General features: G+C 67.1%; 16 protein-coding genes. 4 read left to right on the top strand and 12 right to left on the bottom strand.

Translation table 11 applies throughout. The annotated features are described in order from the left end of the window. Positions 1-162: 162 nt before the first annotated feature. Entirely contained in the window at positions 163-465 is a 303-nt protein-coding gene (locus ACIG87_RS31695) for a hypothetical protein (protein WP_396855300.1), read from the top strand. Between the two features lie 213 nt (positions 466-678). Here ACIG87_RS31695 and ACIG87_RS31690 read toward each other — a convergent pair whose 3' ends face one another. The 9 genes from ACIG87_RS31690 to ACIG87_RS31650 all read right to left on the bottom strand — a co-directional run bounded on the left by ACIG87_RS31690 (position 679) and on the right by ACIG87_RS31650 (position 12471). Next, a complete protein-coding gene (locus ACIG87_RS31690; protein WP_396855299.1) occupies positions 679-4188 on the bottom strand; it encodes a DEAD/DEAH box helicase in 3510 nt (1169 codons plus the stop codon). Beyond that, entirely contained in the window at positions 4178-4948 is a 771-nt protein-coding gene (locus ACIG87_RS31685; RefSeq protein WP_396855298.1) for a Hachiman antiphage defense system protein HamA, read from the bottom strand. Before ACIG87_RS31685 ends, ACIG87_RS31690 begins: the two co-directional genes overlap by 11 nt. Positions 4949-5248: 300 nt before the next feature. Then, the gene (locus tag ACIG87_RS31680; protein ID WP_396855297.1) at positions 5249-6247 is read right to left on the bottom strand and encodes a hypothetical protein; all 999 of its coding nucleotides are present in this window, start codon (positions 6245-6247) and stop codon (positions 5249-5251) included. 457 nt (positions 6248-6704) lie between these two features. Continuing rightward, positions 6705-7433 (bottom strand): TIGR02391 family protein, encoded by a 729-nt coding sequence (locus ACIG87_RS31675; protein WP_396855296.1) that lies wholly within the window; start codon positions 7431-7433, stop codon positions 6705-6707. Between the two features lie 83 nt (positions 7434-7516). Beyond that, entirely contained in the window at positions 7517-8932 is a 1416-nt protein-coding gene (locus ACIG87_RS31670) for a hypothetical protein (RefSeq protein ID WP_396855295.1), read from the bottom strand. Between the two features lie 449 nt (positions 8933-9381). Further along, complete coding sequence (locus tag ACIG87_RS31665; protein WP_396855294.1) at positions 9382-9591, bottom strand: hypothetical protein; 210 nt, start codon at positions 9589-9591, stop codon at positions 9382-9384. An 849-nt stretch (positions 9592-10440) separates the two neighbouring features. Continuing rightward, positions 10441-10998, bottom strand: a complete 558-nt coding sequence (locus ACIG87_RS31660; RefSeq protein WP_396855293.1) for a hypothetical protein — start codon at positions 10996-10998, stop codon at positions 10441-10443. Continuing rightward, positions 10991-11665, bottom strand: coding sequence for a hypothetical protein (locus tag ACIG87_RS31655; RefSeq protein WP_396855292.1), 675 nt, complete (start codon positions 11663-11665; stop codon positions 10991-10993). Before ACIG87_RS31655 ends, ACIG87_RS31660 begins: the two co-directional genes overlap by 8 nt. Before the next feature lie 149 nt (positions 11666-11814). After that, a complete protein-coding gene (locus ACIG87_RS31650) occupies positions 11815-12471 on the bottom strand; it encodes a hypothetical protein (RefSeq protein ID WP_396855291.1) in 657 nt (218 codons plus the stop codon). Positions 12472-13660: 1189 nt separating this feature from the next. Here ACIG87_RS31650 and ACIG87_RS31645 point away from each other — a divergent pair. Further along, positions 13661-14788 (top strand): tyrosine-type recombinase/integrase, encoded by a 1128-nt coding sequence (locus tag ACIG87_RS31645; RefSeq protein ID WP_396855290.1) that lies wholly within the window; start codon positions 13661-13663, stop codon positions 14786-14788. 84 nt (positions 14789-14872) lie between these two features. Here the strand turns inward: ACIG87_RS31645 and ACIG87_RS31640 are convergent, their stop codons facing one another. Further along, positions 14873-16324: a tyrosine-type recombinase/integrase gene (locus tag ACIG87_RS31640; RefSeq protein ID WP_396855289.1), complete on the bottom strand. Its 1452-nt coding sequence runs from the start codon at positions 16322-16324 to the stop codon at positions 14873-14875. Between the two features lie 345 nt (positions 16325-16669). Between ACIG87_RS31640 and ACIG87_RS31635 the strand changes: the two genes are divergently transcribed. Both ACIG87_RS31635 and ACIG87_RS31630 read left to right on the top strand, forming a co-directional pair. Next, positions 16670-17218 carry an RNA polymerase sigma factor gene (locus tag ACIG87_RS31635; protein WP_396855288.1) on the top strand — a complete coding sequence of 183 codons (549 nt, stop codon included), beginning with the start codon at positions 16670-16672 and terminating at the stop codon, positions 17216-17218. Between the two features lie 2 nt (positions 17219-17220). Next, positions 17221-18258, top strand: coding sequence for a CU044_5270 family protein (locus ACIG87_RS31630; RefSeq protein ID WP_396855287.1), 1038 nt, complete (start codon positions 17221-17223; stop codon positions 18256-18258). A 74-nt stretch (positions 18259-18332) separates the two neighbouring features. On the opposite strand, the gene ACIG87_RS31625 is transcribed toward ACIG87_RS31630, so the two are convergent. Both ACIG87_RS31625 and ACIG87_RS31620 read right to left on the bottom strand, forming a co-directional pair. Beyond that, positions 18333-18866: a peptidase inhibitor family I36 protein gene (locus ACIG87_RS31625; RefSeq protein ID WP_396855286.1), complete on the bottom strand. Its 534-nt coding sequence runs from the start codon at positions 18864-18866 to the stop codon at positions 18333-18335. Between the two features lie 631 nt (positions 18867-19497). Further along, a partial coding sequence (locus ACIG87_RS31620) for a transposase family protein (RefSeq protein ID WP_396855285.1) occupies positions 19498-19807 on the bottom strand: 310 nt, incomplete at its 5' end.

Raw genomic sequence — 19807 nt, 5'->3', positions numbered from 1 at the left:
GCCTCGCTCCATCGCCGCCGTCCAGTTAGCTCCTCGAGTAGCCCCCGAAACCCCGGTCAAACCCTCGGCGGACGAAACCTCTCGAATCAACCTCTGACCAGAGAGGGTTCGCCCTGGCCTGAGCTGCATATCGAGATCCATCCTGGTGACCACGCGCACCTCGTGGACAAGAACGGCAAGCCCATGGGCACGACGGCGGGCGCTGTCAGCCGTGAGGTCGGGCGTCTGCTGTTCCTCCGATGGCTCGATCAGTACGGTTCCGAGCATCCGGGCGAGCCGGCGCCGCTTTCCGAGTTCTTCCCCGAAGGCCGACCGTCTGGACACCCGGAGGTGCTGTGGCGGGACCTAATCCGCGGCCTACGCAACGAGGGCTTGATCCTCTGCTTCGAAAGCCTGGAGTTTTGGTCCAGCAGTGCAACCCTGACCGACAGAGGCAGAGCTGAGCTCGAGCGGCGCCAGCCGTAGACCCGACTGCCTATCGCCTCGCGGCCCCGTTTGGTTCACAGGAGGCGGATCTTGATCCACTCGAATGTGGATCTTCGGGCGGGTGTGCCCAGCATTGCGATACGCCCCGTTGAAGGATCGCTTCGGCGCCGTCCCGCAAGCGCTGACGCAGCTCAGTAGACTCGACGACCCGCCGTCTTGACCGCAGACCCGGCGGCCATACCGCGCATTGTCTCACCGGGTGGTATCCGGTTTAGGCGGGAACAGGTCGTTGGGGCCGCGGTAGCGCAGGCGGATGCCCCCGGCCGCAGGTAGCGACTGAGCGCGCAGGACGCCCTGCCGGTCGGGGTTGAGACCCACGGAGGCCTCGCCCAGCAGGTCGAATCCGGTGGACCAGATCTCGATCCGGCCTGCTCCGGTGTCTGTGACCCGCAGCCACGTCCCGCTCGGCGGCACCGTGGCATGCCAGGCGACCTCCGGCACGTCATGGGTTTCCTCTTTGCACCACCGGCGGGTGCGCCGGACTCGTGATGGGCTGGCGAACGCCTCCCACGCCGAGCGTGACTCGGGTGTCGGCCAGCGCGGGTCGAGGGCCAGTGCGGGGTCGAGATTCTCGATCCACTGGTGCATGCCGGCGACCGAGTCGAAGGTGGCGCCGGTGCGGGTCACCGCCGATATGGCCGCCAAGCGGTGGTCGAACCCAGAACGGATCAGCAGAGAGGCCTCTCGGCGGAACGTTCCCGTCTCGATCGCGGTCACCGCTGTGCCCAGCAGCGCGTCGGCGGCGTTGTTGTCCTGGGCGTTCTCGTAGACGCGGGCGGCTTCCATCCCCCAGACCAGCCGGTAGATCACATCGTCCTCGATGAACTGCGCGATTTCGACGCGGTCGCCGGTGACGTCACTGAGCGCCGTGCCGTGGACCCAGTGCCGCAGCACGTCATCCCAGTTACCGAGCGGGTTCTTGAGCGCGAAGGTGTCCATCGCGAACACGATGCCGGCGATCGCTACGATCACGTCGGCAGCCCGGTCGTACTCGCCGTCGGCGATGGCGGCCTCCGCCTGGCCGGCTAGGGCGATGATGTCCCGGGATACCCGGGAGAGCTCTGAGCCGGCGTGCGCACCCAGACCCGCCAGGTACCAGCCGCGGCGCTGGGAGGCCGTCGCGGTCTGCCACAGGTACCTGGTCCGGCCGAACACCACGGCTCGCAGGGCGGCCTGCCACGTGGCGTCGTAGCGGCGCAGCTGCCGCTCAAACAGCGAATCGCGCAGGGCATCGGCCAGGATCTGCGTCGCGGCGTCCGCGACGGCGTCCTGGTCGTTGTCACCGACGATGCTGAGGATGCCGATGTCGAGCAGCGCCAGGTTGGATCGCCAGGCGGCGGCGTCAGCAGCATGTTGCTCAGCGGTGCCGTACGAGGCCACCGGCAGGGACCAGTCCGGCCCGCCGGTCAGGTAGGTCAGCAGCGGGTCGAGCGACATCACCCCATAGGCTTCAAGCATCTGCTGCAGCAGGGCGGTACCAACGCCGATGAGCCCTGATTGCAGGGTCTTGCCGGCCTCGCCCCTGCTGAGTTCGAGCCAGTCCCGGCGGCGGGCCTGACTCGAGTCGAAGATCGGATAGAGGACGAGGCCCTCGGTATCGACGAAGGCGCGGCCGGCGCGGCCGATCACGTTGGCGAACTCGGAACCCTTGAGCAGGTCCCTGCCGCGGCGCAGGCCGTGGAACAGTACGGCCGACGCGGACAGGTTCAGGCCTTGGGCCAAGGTCGGCGACGCGATGGTGACCTTCAGGTTGCCCCGCTGCAGCAGCCGTTCGATCTCGCGCCGAAACGCTCCCGGAAGCGCTCCGTGGTGGATGGCCACCCCGAGCTTGAGACATTGCAGGATCGGGTCGTCCGATCCGAACCATTCAGCGCCGACGGCGAGCGCCTCGCTGAGGTCGATGCCGGGCGGCAGCACGGAGGGAATCAAACCGCGCGCATGAAGATCGATGATCTTGCTGGCATAGGGTACGACCGAGTTGCGCTGGGGGCAGAAGACCAGCACGGTCTGGCCTTCCTCGACCAGCCGCCAGCCGGTGGCGATGACGTGTTCGCGCTGGTCGGCCGGGAACGGCCTGCGGCGGCGGCCGGACGGCGTCTTCGCCTCGAAGTAGCGGGGAATAAACGACTGATCGGGGCCGAACGTGATCGTCAGGCGGGCATGGTCGCCGAGCCACTCGACCAGGCCGAAGCGTTGCTGCGTTGGCCGCCACTTCTCGTGGTGCAGGCCCTGCGGCTCGTCCTGGGTGATCCAGGCGACGAAGTCGCTGAGTTCGTCGCCTGAGGGGAACACCGCCGACAGGCACAGGATGCGGCGCGAGTCGGCGTCGGGGCGGCGCAGCAGCCGCTGGATCTGGGCCTCGTAGCGGACCTCACGCTCGGAGGCTCCGATCATGTGTCCCTCGTCCAGGACGACCAGGCCGACGTCGTCGAGCAAGGACGGATCGGATCGCAACGCGAAGTCGAGCTTCTCCGGGGTCGCCACGACGATCTGCCCCGTGCGCAGGGTGTCCTCGTCCACGTCGCTGCTGCCCATGCTGCCGTACAGCGACGAGACCCGGACTCCCAGCGGCGCGAAGGTCCGGGTGAGAACGATCTCGGTCTGCGCGGACAAGGCGCGCAGCGGGGTGACATACACCGTCCGTCGTATGCGGGCCAGGCAGGCCAGGATCGCCAGCTCGGCGATGCGGGTCTTGCCGGCGCTGGTCGGCAGCGCCACGACCAGGTCCCGGGAGTCCTGGAAGAGGTGGTGCACGACGTTGAGCTGAGAGGGCCACAGATCGATCTCGCTGCGTTCGCGGGCCAGTAGTGAGGCGACGAAGGTGCGCCGCAGGTAGCGCCAGTGTTCGACGTGGCTATCCGCCCCGGGCGGTGGGTCCTGCGGGATGTTGGTTTCCAGGCTGTTGCCGAATAGGCCGTCCAGCAAGTGCCGGGTGAGGCGGTGGACCCACCAGGGTCCGGGCGCGTTCACGTCGGAGGATGCCTGCTCACCGAGCTGCAGCTGTTGCAGCGCGACGTCGAGCAGGTCACGGCGGCCGATCTCGATCGCGAACAGGGCGGCCGTGACCGCGGACAGGTAGTTCTCGCTCAGCAGGAGCGTTACGGGGCCGACCTGCTCCGACGCGGGATCCGCGCTGGCGCCGATCTCTGCGCCGGTGAACGCCGCGAGCAGGGACTGCTCGGTGGTCTGCGGCGAGGAGCGCAGCAACAGGGTCCGTTGCTCCACGGCGCCCAGGTCGCGCATCAGCACATCCGCGAGGCTCTGCTCCATCAGGGTCAGCCGGTCAGACGTGCGGCTCGCCTGGATCAGCGAGTACGCGCGGGCGGCATAGCCGCCGAGATGGCTGGCCGCACCGGCGATGAGGTGGTGAAAAACCAGGTCAGGTCTGGGTGCCGCATTGCGGGTGGCGGCCTCGATGGCGTACGAACTTTGGATGAATCCCCGCTGTGCCGCCGCGATCTGCTCCGGCACGAGGTCATCGCCGCCGGCCTCCACCAGCAACAGGCTGGTAGACAGCAGCGCGTACCCGTAGTTGAGCAGGTCGGCGTCCAGGAATGTGCTGAACTGGGGCGCACCCGGGGGCAGAATTCCGGCTCGGCGAATCACCGATTGGGCCTGTCCCCGGGCCAGGAGCCGGCCACGGAAGCCGGCGTCCGTGGCCGCCGTCAGCTGGGCGGCCAGCTCCTGGGCGTCACGAGCCATCCGCGATCACCATCTCGTAGGCGTCCCGGATGAACTCCTGATGATGCTGGACCCGCAAGGTGATCGTCAGCTGCGGCACCGGACCGGAGTACGCCTGAAGATCTGCTGCCACCTGGGTACTGGGGTCGCCACTGGTGAACAGAAACATCAGGTGACTCACCCGGTCGGGCCGGACGCCGTCGTCCAGCAGCAGGTCGATGATGGCGTTGCCCAGATCGTCGTCAGCTGTTCCCCGAAGCCGGTCAGCGAACTGCGTGAGCGAGTGCGGCGAGGGCATCTCCTCGTTGCGGGACAGACCCTCGCGGGCCTCGGCGACGGTGGGTTTGCCGAGTTTGGTCCGGCTCTTAGCTTCCGCCTTGACGATGACTGGTTTGCCGTCGGTGTGCAGCTTCGCCCCGAGCGCATCGTCGCCCCGCATCGCCCACTCCTGATGATCGCGGTGGATGAGTCGGCTCGGCCCCACCACATACCTGGCCTCCTCATGCAGGTAGGCGGTCGCGAGGATCTCACCCATGTCCCCGGACCGAGCGGGCTTCTCGGTGGGCAGCCTGTTGCGCAGGTACTTCGCCAGGGCGTCCTTCTGCTGCCGCTGTGCGATCGCTGCGAGGGCCCGCGATGGGGCATACACGGCCGGCAGCGCGGCGGCGAGCGCGGCAACCCCGGCACTGTCGTCGTACGACTGGATTAGGCCAGCGCGGTGGTCGCCGGTGGGGATGGGCGTCCCTACGGTGCACCAGCTCCGAAAATTAGCCGCATCCACCTGCGCACACGTCCTTCCCCAAGTCCGGCCTCAGTGGACGAACTGTACCGAGCAAGCGGCCCGGGTACGTCACTCCGCGAGCACACCCATGCAGGCGATCAACGAGGCGACCCCGTACCTGTTCGGGAGTCCTGCGGTGGCGTGGGCCGGGTGCGCCACGCAACCCGGCCTGTTCCGGCTCAGGGCCCAGACCCGGACACTTCCCGTGTGAGGCCCTCGATCGCTTGCTCGGCCGCGTCCTCGGTGGTCCTGCCTTCAGTCAGCATTTACGTGACTTGTCCCGGAAACGATGCTCGACCCCTATTTACGTGAGTTGTCTCGGCTGGTGACGATGAAGCCGGTACCGGTGAGCGGGTCGCCGACCGGTGTGGTGGCCCAGGCTTCGTGTTGGCTGGTGCCAGCGGCGCTGAGTCTGAGCAGTTGCACAAGGTCGGCGACGCTGGGGGCGGTACGCAGATCGCAGACTACGACCGCGCTGCCGGTTGAGTCGCCGCTGTCTTCGTCGTCGGGATCGTCCGGTTCCCACCGGCCCAGGTGGATACTCCACCCGTGCGGATGCCTCCCGCCTGGTACGGGGCTGTCGACGGACAGGTAATAGCCGTCGCCCCATGACGGGTCATCGAGGATCGACAGCGCCGACACGTCCAGCATCGCGTTCTGATTGTCGGTCAGCTGGTAGGCGCTCAGGAGTGTCCGTAGCCCTTCGACACCCTCGGCTAGAGACGCATCGGTAGCGCCATCCTCCTGTCGGTCAAGCAACTCCCTAGTCGATGTTTCGAGTTCGGACATGCCGCCCTCGTGAGCGACGAACGGAAGCGAGCGCTGCCACGATCGCTGAACCGGTGTCGTAGGTTCGACGTTCTCGCTGTAGTAGAGCAGCTCGGCGCGCAGGTCGCGGGCCTCGGCCTGTAGTTCCTGGGTAATGGCGAGCTGGACCGGGGCCGGGGCATCGTGGAGTGCCTGGTCAAGGTCGGTGAACGCGGCGTGCAGTTCGAACCTGACCAGCTCGTACCAGAGGCTGTGGGTGCCGACGAGCAGTCCGGCCCGTGCCGTCGGGTCGCTCAACGTGTCGAGGTGGCCGGCCGGGTAGTGGCTTGAGTCGTTGCCACGCCGATCGAAGACGCACAGCGGAAGTGTGGCGCAGGCGGAGATGCGGTTGAGCGCGTCGACAACGGTTCGGGCGAGGATCGGGTCGTCACAGCTGGTGACGGTGGTGCTGGTGATGTCGTCGTCGGGGGTGCGGTAGGAGGCCAGGACCTGGGTCTTTCCGCGGTTCGGGTGGGTGGAGTAGATGGTCACGGGGGCAAGTCCTCTCGCATGACGGCCCGCAGGCGGTCAAGGCGTGGCGAACGGATTGGGAGGCGGTGGCGAGGGCGCGGTCCGACGCTCCATGCCTCGACACGGTGATCCGCGGTGGTTCAGGTACTGTCCCGAACTCCATGCGTGACCACGATTATAGCTGCACGTTATCGGCAGCCGGACCGACAGTGGCGCCGAGTCCAGCGTGGTTGGCAGCCGATCCGCAAGCGGCAGCCACAACTCCCTCACCGGCCGCGACGGCACTGCGGTAGACCCCTCGGCCAAGCAGGACTGGTGGGCGAGGCTACGCAAGCGCGGCTGGATGGTTGCCCTCACCACGATCCTCGGCGGAACCGTCGGCACCGCCGGGGCTCGGATTGTTCTCCTGGCTGGGGTGGACGCCCTGGTGGCGCTGACCCACTCGGTCTGCATCAGGCAACCGCCGTCGTCGCGCCAGCTAGGCCACGTGCTCCACGACGCACTCGTCGATCCACCGCGCCAACAGACTCAGGGCCGCGAGCTGTTCGAGCACCACCGGCTCGTCCAAGACAAGGTCGGACTCATGCGCGACCGGGTTGCGGATCCCGCTGAAGCACCCCACGCCGAAGTTCTCGGCTCCCACTTGGCGGCTCTTCCACGTATCGGATGTGCGGTCACCAGCGAAGCGCAACCGTGGCTCACCCGGTTTGGGATCGTTCGTGCTGAAGGCGCTGCGGCATAGCCTCGTCTCCCCGAGGTCGTGCCGGCCGAGCTTCTGCTGGAGCCGGCCGTTGACGGCCCGCGCGGCTACCCACACGGCCTCGGTCCGGTTATCGCTCTCCCAGAATGGACGCGCTGCCTCCCAGACCCACGGATGGAACTGGTCGGCGACCAGGTCTGGTGCGTCGGGCCGCAGCCGGCGGCGAGCTTCCTCGCCATACTGGTACAGCCCCGCGGCCTGCAACGCCGCATTGCGCGCGTTCCACCACCGCCCGCGCCACTCGTCGTACTCCGACGAGTAGTCTCCCAAGCCCGGTCGAATCGTGTTCTCGGCCAGCCGCATGATCGGCTCTTGGCGCCGAACCTCGCGGTCGAGGTCGTCGCGCTCCTCTTCGGTGTCGCGGCGCGACGTCATTTCCAGGTCAGACAGCCGGTCGATCATTCGAGCGAACTCATTGAGTTGATCGGCAGCCCACGTTGCGTCCACTGCGCGAGTCTACGAGCGTGCAGCGTCTCCCTCCGGACGACAGAACCCACCTCAGGTCACCGCAGGTCAGCGTGCCCCGCAGGCTACGACGGCGTTGCGCGAGACAGAGGCGTGATGACATGGTGGCGGTGGAACAAGTCGGCGAAGAACGCCGTGAGAGTGACGCGCCCCTGGCGCCGATCCAGCAGTTCGTGAGCTCCGAAGCGGTGCACCTCGTAGCCGGCGAGGGTGAGCTTACGGCTGCCTGCCATGGTGCGAGCGTAGGTGGGCGGATCGGCGATCCACTGCTGCCCGGTCTGGGCGGTCCGTCGTTCGACGGCGTAATGGTTGCGGCCGTCGACCTCCAGCACGATCCTGCCGCCACCGGGAACGAGCAGGAGGAAGTCCATACGCAGCTGCAGCAGCGCGGCGGGGCCACGCATCTTGACTGTCTGCGGGTCCCAGTACAGCCAGACCTCGGGCAGTAGGGCGGGAAGGTAATGCACGGCGGCGCCGTGGATCTCGTAATACAGGTCGAACAGCAGCCGCTGCGGGGGCGAGTTCTCGGGCAGGCTTTGCCGTAGCCGCCGGTACAGCTGCGTCTTGGCATCCTGATCGCTGCCGAGCCGGTGGGTCTCCTTGAACCAGGCTTGCAGGTCACGCCACAAGACACCATCGGCGGTAATCGGCCGGTCGTAGACGAGCACCTCGGCCGGGTCGCTGAGGATTTCGATCTCGTTGTCGATCGCGTCGCTCAGCCGCAGGTCCGGCTTCCGGGAGGAGGCAAAGATCAGGTTCTTCGGTCGGCCCTTCCGCGACCGGGTGGCCACCACCTCGAACACTGGGTAGCCGTCAGCGGTTCCGGTCTCCCGAAGTTCTAAGCCTGCGGCCGTCAGCGGTGGGTTCATCTGAGCGACGAGGCGGCGCTGCGCGTCCTCGTCCGGAACGGTCCCACTCGACGTGATTCCTTGGACGAGCAGCCCGAACCGTCGGTCGGAGCTCCCGTCTATCGCCCCGACCGCATCGAACACCTCCTCCATGGTCCAATCCGGGTTGAATTGAAAGTGCCGGTCGATCCGTGCTCCCACGCTGAGGTCCCGCCCGCCCCAGAGCACGCCGCCGCCGAGGTCGAACAGGCTTCCGAGCAACGCCCGGAACCGCGGGTAGTAGTCGTTGAGTTCGCTGCCAGTCAGTGCCCGCGCGATCTCCCGCCTTGCCCGTTTCGGGATGCGCGGGTGATTCTCCGTAGCCCACACCAAGTCCTGCAGGGTGCGCCGGTCCGCGTCCAGCCCGTCAGACGCGGCCAGCATTGTGCGTGCTGCCTCGATCAGTCGGTCGTCTGCGAGCGCGGCGAGGCTGCTGTCCGTGCGCTCTGCCTTGGTGTCACCGGCGGTGGACGCGGGCAGGCCGACCCGGAGCAACGCGTCGTCGAGTGTCTTGCGGGTGGCTGCCTGACCAATCTGGTGGGCGATTCTGCCGACGATGTCACGCAGCTCCGGAAGTGTGTCGGCATCAGGCATCGTCGGATTCTTACAGACCTCAGCGTTCGGATGCAGGTGGTGGCATCGGGGTTCGCGCCATGCTGGCCAGGGTTGTAGGCGCGGGGTCGGGCACACCGGCGTTGGCAAGAAAGCGGACCCGGGCGCGACCGACTCTTTGCACCTCGCGACTTGCCACTGCCGGGCGCGCCATAGTTGGTGTTCGCCGACGGCTGGTTTAGGCGGCACGGTCTCGCCACGGCAGAGGTGGCCCGGCTCCAGCCCGGCCGCCACCCGGGTGCGCAGACGTCGCCGGTCGGCATAGATATTCACGCTTCCGTCCGCATATCTACCGAGGAAGACCGCTTACCCGGCCACCTTGGCCGCCCGGTCTGAATCCTCCCGCAGCGTGGTGAGCTCGCGCCTCGTCTCATTGAGCTGGGTCAGCAGGCTGCGGTTGTATTGCGTCAGGCGCTCGAGCGCACCCCGCATCACGTCCTGCGCGTGGGTAACGCCGCTACCCAATCGGTCGAGATGCAAATCAGTCCGGCCCACTCGTTGACGAAGGTGGATTCCACCGGCTGCCACGAGTTGTGCGCCGGCACGTACACCCGCAGCGCCAGGTGCAGGGTGCCTACCGCCTCGAACAGCTCCTGGCCCAGCTCCTCGATCTTCGCGCTCGCGGGCGCGCTGTCGCTCACCCAACCGGTAGGTCAGCCACGTCGCGCCGAGGGTGCACTCGCCGGTGACGATCTGGGGTAGCAAATCGACGACACCAGGCAGCAGAGCGAAGATCGCACCCATAGACAGCAGGATGGGCCGCGGCTGCACTTACCCCGACGCACCACACCCGACGGACCGACATCCCGGCCTCGGCCACGAGCTCTACTGCGGCAAAGCCGTCGATCGTCTCCTGGCCGAGGTGGATAACATGACCACCGCGCGTAGACGCGACCGGCTCTCCGGCTAGACCGATGAGCGTGGCCAACCGATGCGGGGAGCTGACCACGAGACACCAGCCCACCGACGGCCAGAGAATTCACGCACCTGACCCACCAACCGCTACCGCCGCCGTGCTCGCGGCCAGCGGCGGCGCGTTGGCCCTGTTCAATAGCCTGGTCGCCGTGCGATAGGAGAGCCAGTGTCTGCGATCGCAAGGCTACCCTTGGCCATTGATCAAACCTTCCTGCAACGGGAATGATCGGCCAGGGGTAGCCCGCATGATCGGCCGTGGAAATAGGTCATTCTTTTAAGGCTGAGATGACGAGGCGCTAGCGGATCTTCCGCTGGCGCTGCCGATCGGTTGGCGCCTGCCCGCTACGCCAAGCGAGCATGGCGGCGAGTTCACGGAGGATCCTCGGCCGGTCGGCTGGAGTGGTGCCGCGTAGGGAGGCCAGAGCGATCACCAAGAAGGCTCCGACGGGCGCGACTACTACAACAGCGAGGAGCAGCACTGGAATGAGAGCATGCACGACTATCCCCAATTCGGGTTTAGTCCGTGGTGCTCATCTCACGGGGGCGGCGAAGCACGCTCGAGCCTACGAGAGCGATTATAGCAAAGCCTGGGCATGCCGTTCTGGTAGGTCGGGTGGCAGGAGTGGGACGTGGACGGGCTGTGTCTCAGCCTTCGTGCGGCCGATAGATGTCGCGGTGAGCGCGTAGACGTCCAGGTAGTACTGGCGCCTGCAGCCGCAAGACACCTCGGTGACGGTGAAGTTGGGGCCGCTGACGATCGACATTGCGAACGGCCGCGTCAGTCCGTATGACCATCGTCCGGGTCCCACGATGTCGATCTTCATGACCGAAGGGCTGGCCTTCTGCCTCGTGGCGGAGGCCATGGCCTCGATGGCACTGTCGTAGCAGGCCCGGACTTCTTCGTCGGTCGAGCAGTCATCCATAGCATCGAGATGGAAGGCTGCGGCTTCGTGCCGTACTACTTGTGGCGGTTGCCGACGTCCTGCGGACCAAACCCAGATGCCGTCTGGCAGCCGGAAGGTGCCGCCCAGAAGACGACCGTCCTTGACGCAGCGGCTCTCCGCCAGCCGGGTCAGACGTTGCCGACTTTGGGCGATCAGAGCGAGGACTTCGGCTTCGCGGTCATCACTCATCGAGAGTCACCTCCACTCCCCTGTCGGTGAGTAGGTACGCCATGCCAGTCACGCCTGCGGATCTTCCATGCCTTACTGGCAGAGTCTTTACGTGAATCCCCCGCCGGAGAGTGCCGGCATCCGCCCTGACACCGGCATGGATCAGCGCCAGCATTTGAACCTGGTACGACCGACGGCAGTTACACGAGGCGTGCTCGAACAAGGGGAGGCCACCGGCGATTAACTGCAGTGCATGGGGGGTGCCGCGCCAACGTCCTACATGCACAACACCGTCGCTGTCGCAGTCGAGGATCTGCACCACCGTAGCCGGGTTTTCATAACGGGGGGCGTCGCCCAGAATCTCATCGGCCAGGTGATCAGCCTGCCGATAGATCTCTGGGGTGAACTCTTCGCTGTCGAACATGTCCAGGTGCCAGGACGCTACCTCGGTTCGGCTCGCCGATGGCGACAGGCGGCTGCCCGAGTGCCAGGCCCACAAGCCGTCGGATAGCCGGCAGACGCCAGCCAGGAGTCGCCCGTCATGAGTGCAGCGAGACGCTGCCAGAAATTCCAGTTTGCGTCTCTGCGTCGCGAACAGGTGCAAGACCTGCAGCTCCCGCTCGCTGGGTGATGCGTCGAGGTCGCGGTAATCGCCGTCCATGAGTTCCAGCCTGACACGAATGGTCACCAGGCGAGGTGGCAGCTCAGCGCAAGCCGCCGCAGCGCTCACCGAGTTGACCCAGGCGATCTGACTCCAGTCGCCAACGCGGCTCGCCATGTCCGTCGAACCGCGAACGCAACAGCCCTCGTCGCCGGGAGGCGTCTCCGTTCAGAGGCCTACCGCTGGTCACCGGGCCGTTCGTGGGGCGCGGCCAGCCAGCCGCCGACGATGTTGAGGTCGGCCGTGAGCCCTTGCACCAGAGTGCAGGGACTCCCGCCGGGCCGGTGTGCCTCCCCGCACGGGCACTCCCAGATGCCAGTCGTGAGCCGCCCGATGGCGCGCGTGAGCACCGCACGCGAGTACACCAGCGTTCTTCCGTTGATGGTCACCGGCTCGTCGCGTTTGCTGGTCCTGATCTCCGCGCCGATGCCGACGATCGCGTCGGCGGCGTCGGTGAGGAGACCGGCGGCGTCGGCGGGATCCTTCCCAATCTGTTCGGTGGCCAGTTTGCACACCATGCCGAGTGCGGCGATCACCCGTCCCGCGTCTGGCACGGTGATGGTCACCGGCTCGGCTTCGGCCATCACGTCGCGGTAGGTGGCGGCGCGCTCGCCGAGAACCTTCGCCAGCAGCGAGATGTTGTGCGGGGTGATGTAGCTCTGTAGCGCGGTGCGTTCAGTGACGCCGAGCTGCGCAGCGGTGAAGGCGACGCGCTCCGCCAGGAGGTCCGCTGCTTCGGCCGGCGCGAAGACCACCCCGAGCCGGTTCGTCTCCTCCTCAAGCTGGGCGAGCCGCTCCTTGAAGAGCTTGGTGTTGCGGAGGTTGGCGGCCATCAACTTCTCCTGTTTCGCCGTCTGGGTGCCGGCCCTGCGGTAGTCGGGATCACCCGGCACCTTAACGCGCCGACCCAACCTCATCGCGCCCACCCGCATGCGCGTCGCACCTGCGGTGCGCGGGGCACCTGACGGCGACTGATCTATGCCCACCTGGGCGGAAGGCGGTTCGCGCTGGCCGGTCAGGGTGGCGTGCCCGCGATCGTAGGCGGGACCAACCGACTCTTGCTGAATCGGGGCTGGTCAGGGGTCGCCACGGGGGAGCCCTTGAACGGCAAGCTCGCGACGGTACGAGCGATGTTTGCGGGCGGCAACCCGTCGAGCGGTTGGCCGGGAGGGCGGCCGGCCTTGGGCAGGCTTCCTCCGCCCGGTGGCAGCGCGTCGGGCGCTGCGCAGTGCGCTTCACGCCGAGGACCGTCTTGTCGTACCGCTTGCGGGTGGAGGGCAGAGCGCCGCGGTCCGCCATCAGCGCCCTCCCGCGTCGGAGGAGCGTGGCCCTGGCGCCCGACCGGATCGGCCCTGGTCGGATGGATCGGGGTGCTCCGTGGGTGCTCGGACGTCGGGGAACTAGGGGTGGTCAGGCTGGACTGCGCCGGATTTTCGACTCTATCTACCAGTGCTTCATTTATTGATGTTCATCGCGCTAATCCCGCACCAGCAATAACGTGTTCGGATTGAGCTGGACGTGGCCGGACTGGGCTGGACTAATAACTTTATGCATTGAAGCATGTGACTACGGATCAGAAGGTTAGGGGTTCGAGTCCCTTCGGGCGCACAAGTTCTACCAGGCAATATTCATGATTGCCGCTGAGTTTCGGGTCGGTGTGGGTCGTATGTGGGTCACGTCTGTGACCCACATACCGAGCCTGGCAGAGCCGTGTTGACCTGGCCTGACGGGGTTGATGCGCAGCGGATTCGCGGAGGGATGATGCGGATCCGCCTCTTTGTCTGAGCACCATGATCCACTCGGTTGATGATCATGGTGTGCCTGCGGTCTAGCCTGTCCCGGTGTCGTGGGGGATGAGTGGCTAGGGCTAACGAAGCGGGCCTGGTGTACCGGCGGTGCGGCTGTCGGTGCGAGCAGACCGGTCGCCAGATGGGTGTGCGCTGCGATCGTCTCGCCGATTTCGACCATGGCCGTTGGTACTTCGCGGTGCAGTTGACGGGTGTTGACGATCGGCGTGTCCGGGTGCGTCGCGGTGGTTTCGCCAGTCGGGCGGGGGCCGAGCGGGCCTGCTGGGCGTTGCGGCAGGTGCCGGGGCACGAGGCGGCGGGGATGTGGACGCTGGAGCGCTGGCTGGAGTTCTGGTTGTCGGAGAACGAGGGGCGACTGCGTCCCTCGACCATGGTCAACTACCGCGGCCTGGTGAACGACTACCTCATCCCGCAGCTGGGCCACGTCCGGATGCGGAAGTTGCGTACCCGGGATGCCCAGCGGGCGATGGACCGGATCTCGCACCACCACGTCCGAGGTGGACGGCTGATTTCTGCGGGCACGCTGAACGGTATTCGTGCGGTTCTGCGTAGCGCGTTGTCGGCGGCGCGGCGGCAGGGGGTGATCGACCGGAATCCGGGTCGGGGGCTGCGGCTGCCGAACGGGGCGCGGCCGCGGGCGGTGGTGTGGGACGCGGAGCGGGAGAAGGCGTGGAACGACACGGGGGTGCGGCCTCGGGTGGCGGTGTGGGGGCTGCACCAGGTAGGCCGGTTCCTGGAGTTCGTGCAGGGTGATCCGTTGTTCGCGTTGTGGTGGCTGGTGGCGTTGCGGGGGCCGCGCCGGGGCGAGATCGCCGGGTTGCGGTGGGAGGACATCAACCTGGCCGATGGCGAACTGACCATCCGTGAGCAGGTGGTCGTGGTGCGTGGGGTGGAGCGGTTGGGTCCGCCGAAGTCGGCGGCCGGGGTGCGGACCTTGGCCTTGGACGAGTTCAGCGTGCGGTTGCTGACGGATCTGTGGCATCGGCAACGTCGGCGGTTCGGTCGGGTCGACCCGAAGCAGCGGGTGTTCGTGCACGATGATGGGCGGCCGGTGCGTCCGGACTGGCTGACTCGCCGTTTCGCGAAGCTGGTCAAGGACGTGGATCTGCCGCCGGTGCGGCTGCATGACCTGCGGCACGGCGCCGCGGGGATCGCCTCGGCGGCCGGGGCGGACCTGAAGCAGATCCAGGAGGACATGGGCCATCACACCCCGCTGACGACCATCGAGACTTACATCTGCGTGTTCAAGCAGATGGCCAAGAAGGCGGTACGGGCGTCGGCCGAGCTGCTCCTGCAGCATGTGCGGGTCAGGGCGTCCCTGGTGGGGGCCTACCAGGCCTGATCTTCGAGGTGGGCGTGGGCCTGCCCGGAAGCAAGCGAAGCGTTCCTGTCTTCCGGGCAGGCCGTCCGATGGGCGACGGGTCGATCAGCGAGTTCTGCGTCTGCGTCTGCGGCGGCCCAAGGGCTCTGGTTGCATGTCGCTCTTGTTCTCGGCCCGTTGCGGCATCTGCTGGTCCCGTTCAGAGATGAACCCCGTCCTTGCGGTTGTTGGCGGGCATCGCTTCCCGTGATCGTGACGATTGACGGGTGGTCGCGTCTCGGTGCCGGGTTTGCTGGCGTTGAGGAGGAGGCGGGCGGTGGCTTCGGCGGCTTTGTGTTGGGTGGCGGGGAGGCTGGTGGTGTAGGTGTCGGCGGTGATCCGGATCGTGGCGTGGCCGAGCTGGTGTTGGATGGTCTTGAGGTCGGCTCCGGCGGTGTGGGCGAGGGTGGCGGCGCCGTGGCGGAGGTCGTGTAGCCGGATCGGGGGTAGTCCGGCTCGGTCGACCAGGAGGCGGAGGCGTTGGGTGAGGTAGCCGGGGTGGACGGGTAGCCCGTCGGGGCTGGTGAAGACGTAGCCGCTGTCGTGGCAGACTTTCCCGCCGCCGGTACGGCGGGTGCGGTGGTGGCGTTGCCGTTCGGCGTGCTGACGCAGTATTCGTACGGTGTGTCGGTCGAGGGCGATGGTGCGGCGGCTGGTGGCGGACTTGGGTGGGCCTTCGTGGACGTCGTAGCCGGCGGTGGTGCGTTGTCGCACGACGGATAGCTGACGGGTCGGGAGGTCGATCTCGGTCCAGCGCAGGCCGGCGGCTTCGCCGCGGCGCAGGCCGCGTAGGGCGATCAGCCACCACAGGGCGAACAGGGTGTCATCGCGGACGTAGTCGAGGAACGCGGCGAGCTGGACTGGTGTCCAGACCGCGACGGACGGCCGCTCGCCAGTGGCTTCCCACTCGGCGACCCTGTTCTCGGTCCACAGCCGCGGCAGGGGACGCTCCTGGACGGGTAGCTCCACCCGCCGGGCGGGGTTGTCCACGATGAGGCCCTCGCGGATGGCGGCGTTGAGCGCGGCGCGCAGGGTGGTGTGGACGTGCTGCAGCGTGCAGGGTGTCTGGGGTTGGCCGGACCGGTTGCGGGTGGCGGCGATCTGCGTGAACGCCGCGTTGAGTTGCCGGGAGGTCAGATCGCCGAGGATCAGGTGCCCGACGTGGGGGATGAGGAAACGCTCGACGTCGCGTGTGTAGTGCATTCTGGTCGTGGGCCGGATCCGGGTCCTGGTCGACAGCCAGTAGCGCAACCACCGGGTAACCGTCCATGACCGGCCGGCCTGCTGCTCGCGAGACAGGATCAGGAGTTCGTCGCGGGCCTTCCGCGCGGCGGCCTCCGACGCGAACCCGCCCCGGCGTACCCGCTCGGCCTGGCCGAGCAGATTCCGGGTGGAGCAGTGGAAGTACCAACTTCCATGATCGAGCTCCGGCAACCTCGGGCAGCTCTTGCCCAACGTCCGCCTGGTGGCCGGGTCCAGGCAGCCGCACCGCTTCACGACAGCACCGTGGCTCTTCATCGCTTTCTCCCTTTGTCGGTGGTGGTCACACCCTCACCCAGGGAGATTGGGTGAAAATCGGTTTCCGGGCTGGTTCACGATTTCCATCGACTTCGTGCCGGTCGGCGCTCGCAAGAGCCTTCAGTTCATTGCGTGGGCCGGGATTCGACCCTGGCCTGGGCCAGCCCGGAGGACGCAACGGGTTCGTAGAAGCCTCGATCCCAGAGCCAGCCGATGCTTCCCCGCCACGCCCACGCCATCTACCTCCTGCGAGCACCGAGGGAACCTGGGGCGAATTGGGTGATTCCCTCGTTTCTGGGTGTGATGGTGGAGGTCGTGGTGGACATAAGCACGGTAGGAGGTGCCATGGACGTCGCGGAGAAGCAGTTCACCGAGTTGTACGAACGTCATCACGGGGACGTGTGGCGGTACGTGGCTCGGCGGGTCGTCGGGTCTGACGTCGGTGATGTGGTGGCCGAGGTCTTCCTGGTGGCGTGGCGACGTCTGGGTGATGTTCCGTCCGGGTCGGCGTTGCCGTGGTTGTACGGGGTGGCTCGGCTGGTGCTGGCGAATGAGGCCAGGGGCCGCCGACGGTGGCGGGCGCTGACGTTGCGGGTCACGGCGGAGCCGGACCTGTCGGTGATGGTGGATCACGCGGACGAGGTAGCCAGCCAGCGCGACATCGTGGTCGCTTTCGGCCGCCTAGCCGATGCCGATCAGGAGGTTCTGCGGCTGGTGGCCTGGGAGCGGTTGACCGTTGCCGAGGCCGCGGTCGTCCTCGGGCAGTCGCGGGCCGCGTACGCGATGCGGCTGATGCGGGCCCGGCGGCGGCTTCGGGCGCACCTGGAAGCGGTCGGCGACGGCACAGGGCAGGCACCGCGAACAGTTCCGTCGATGTCGAATTGGGGTGGATAGCGATGAACGCCGTCAAGGACGTGCGTCAGATGTTGAGCGATCTGGATCCAGCGCAGGGTATCCAGCCTGCCGATGAGCAGCGGCGCGCGCGGGATCTGACCCGCATCCTCGCCTCCGACCGTTCGGAGGGTGCGGCCAGGTGGGCAACGTCCCGTCGCCGCGTCGTGTGGGTGGCTGCCGCGGCGGCGGTCCTGGCGGTGGCTGCCGGCGGGGTGGCAGTGGAGACGCTTCGACAGCCACAGCCCGCGTACGCGGCCACCCCTGCGGTTCTCATCTACGGGGCGCCAGCGAGCACGGAGGCGGCTGGCCCCAGGTTGCGGCGTCTGGCCGCGGTGGCGGCGGCGCAGCCGGCGCTCGATCGGCCGGCGGGCACGGTGGAGCATCTGGAGTCGGCGAACTGGTTTCTGAACTCGTCAATTTCGGGCGGTCGGACGACGTCGGCTGTCGTTCCGCAGCAGTGGCGCTCCTGGCGGGGCGACGACGACGCCGGCCGTATGGTCAAGAAGGAACTGCCCCCGACGTTCCGGTCGGACGCCGACCGGCGGGAGTGGCAGCGGCGGGGCGGCCGGGTCGACTCATCGCAGGAGACGCGGGACTTCGGGGCCGGCGGATTCTCTAGCCGCTTCTCAGGTGCGGTGCCCACGGACGCGGCCACGCTGCGCGGGTGGCTGACCACCGGTGCGTCCACGCACGAAGCGCCAGTGCAGTATCTGGAGGATGTCGCCGAACTCGCTGGCGTGCGGCTGCTGAACCCGGCACAGCGGGCGGCGGTGCTCAGTCTGCTGGCCGACCTGCCGGGCATCACGGTGACCGGGACCGTCACGGACCGGGCCGGCCGTGTCGGGGAGGCGTTCTCGATCACGTCTAGCGCGCACGGTTTGCCTGCCCAGTACACGGTGATCGTCGACCCGCGCTCCGGCGGGCTGTGGGGATACGAGGAGATGCTGACCACGACGGCGGGGAAGTTGAACGTGACGATTCCCGCAGTGATCTCCTACCGGTCGTACCTGGTCGCCGAGTACGCGCCGATGCCCCGATGACGCAGGTCGGGTGGGTGGCGTCGTGGAGACGCCACCCACCCGACACTCGAGGCCGTGCTGGTCAACTCAAGGCATCAGCCGTGGATGTCCTCGGCCCTGTCGTTGTAGCTGCCGAGGTTTGCCGATGCCGTGCAGTCCGTCATGGTGCGGTTGTCCCCGGCCCCGTCACCGAGGGTGCCGCTGTCGCTGCCGGAACACCCGGTCCAGCTGCCACCCTGGTTGTTGACCCACGACGATGTCTGGTCGACGAACCCCCACTCGTCCAGATCGTGCCAGTACTCCTCATTGAACTGGAGCTGGCGGCCTCCAAAGTCCGCGTGCTCGTAGATGCACAGCCAGTCGTTGTCGCACCCGTGCCACGCCAGGGTGCTGATGGGGCCACCGCCGCGCCCCGTGTTGGTCGGCGTGGAGCGAGGAGCCAGGTCAGCGCTGGCCTCCTCGTTCGAGGCGTAGCAGCGCACCTCGGTGCGCGACAGGACGGCGCAGACCCGCGCGCCCTCCCAACTCTTGGACAGATCGATCGTACTTCCCTGGAACGAGGCGAGCGATGGATCGCGCAGCATCTGCTGGGACGGGCCGGCGGTCGCCGGGCTCGCGAGCCCGGACACGCCGAGAACGATGACTACCGCGCTGGCGAGTAGCCTTGTACATGTCCTCATGGAACCTCCTTTGGACAGGAGAATGAGGGCGACTGCGGCCGGGGTGTGGCTGCACCACGGCTGCGAACTGTCCGTCTCTCCAGCGGCTGGTCCGCTGGAGAGACGGACAACCTGTTGCCCGAAGCTAGACCTCGGCGTATGGAGGCGCGACCCCGTAACGTGGGTAGGCGAGGTTTGCTCCGAAAGTCGCAACTTGCACAACCGGTAGTCGCTTCATCACGTTGAAGTGACATTGATTTCCAGCGACTCCCTGGCTCGGCGAAGCGCGGCCCTCGCCCCCGACCCTGATCCGGACCGGTCGGGCGCACGCATGGGTGCTCCGTGGGTGCTCGGACGTCGGGGAACTGGGGGTGGGTAGGCTGGACTACGCTGGATTTTGGACTCTATTCACAAGTGGTTCTTTGATTGATGTTCATAGCGCTAACCCCGCACCTGCAATAACGCGCGTCCGGATTGGGCTGGACGCTGCCGGACCGGACTGGACTGATCGCCTTAAACATTGACGCTTCTCACTACGGATCAGAAGGTTAGGGGTTCGAGTCCCTTCCGGGACGGCGCACCCGCACCTCGGTGGCGTCCATCAACGCCTGCGGGTGCTACCCGAGGTGGGCCACCACGTCGGAGAGGGTCCGGAGCCGGAACCGTCGCGTACCCGGCAGCCGCGTTCGGCCAGCAGGAATCTGATCTCGGCGATGCTGCGGCTGATCGGCGAGCGATGCACCCCGAACCAGGCCGCGATCACGTCGTGGGTCAGCCCATGCCGCAGATGCACCAACATGGCCAGCAGCCGATCTACTAATACTCCAACGTCACTTGGCTTCGGCGTTGGGCGTGGCGTGGGCGTGAAGACGGCCACCGCGTTGATCATCGATGGTTTGTGAGGACAACCG

The sequence above is a fragment of the Micromonospora sp. NPDC051925 genome (assembly GCF_044548625.1).
Taxonomy (GTDB): domain Bacteria; phylum Actinomycetota; class Actinomycetes; order Mycobacteriales; family Micromonosporaceae; genus Micromonospora.
Note: the sequence above shows the minus strand (reverse complement) of the source record. Positions and strands in the feature narration are given on the sequence as shown.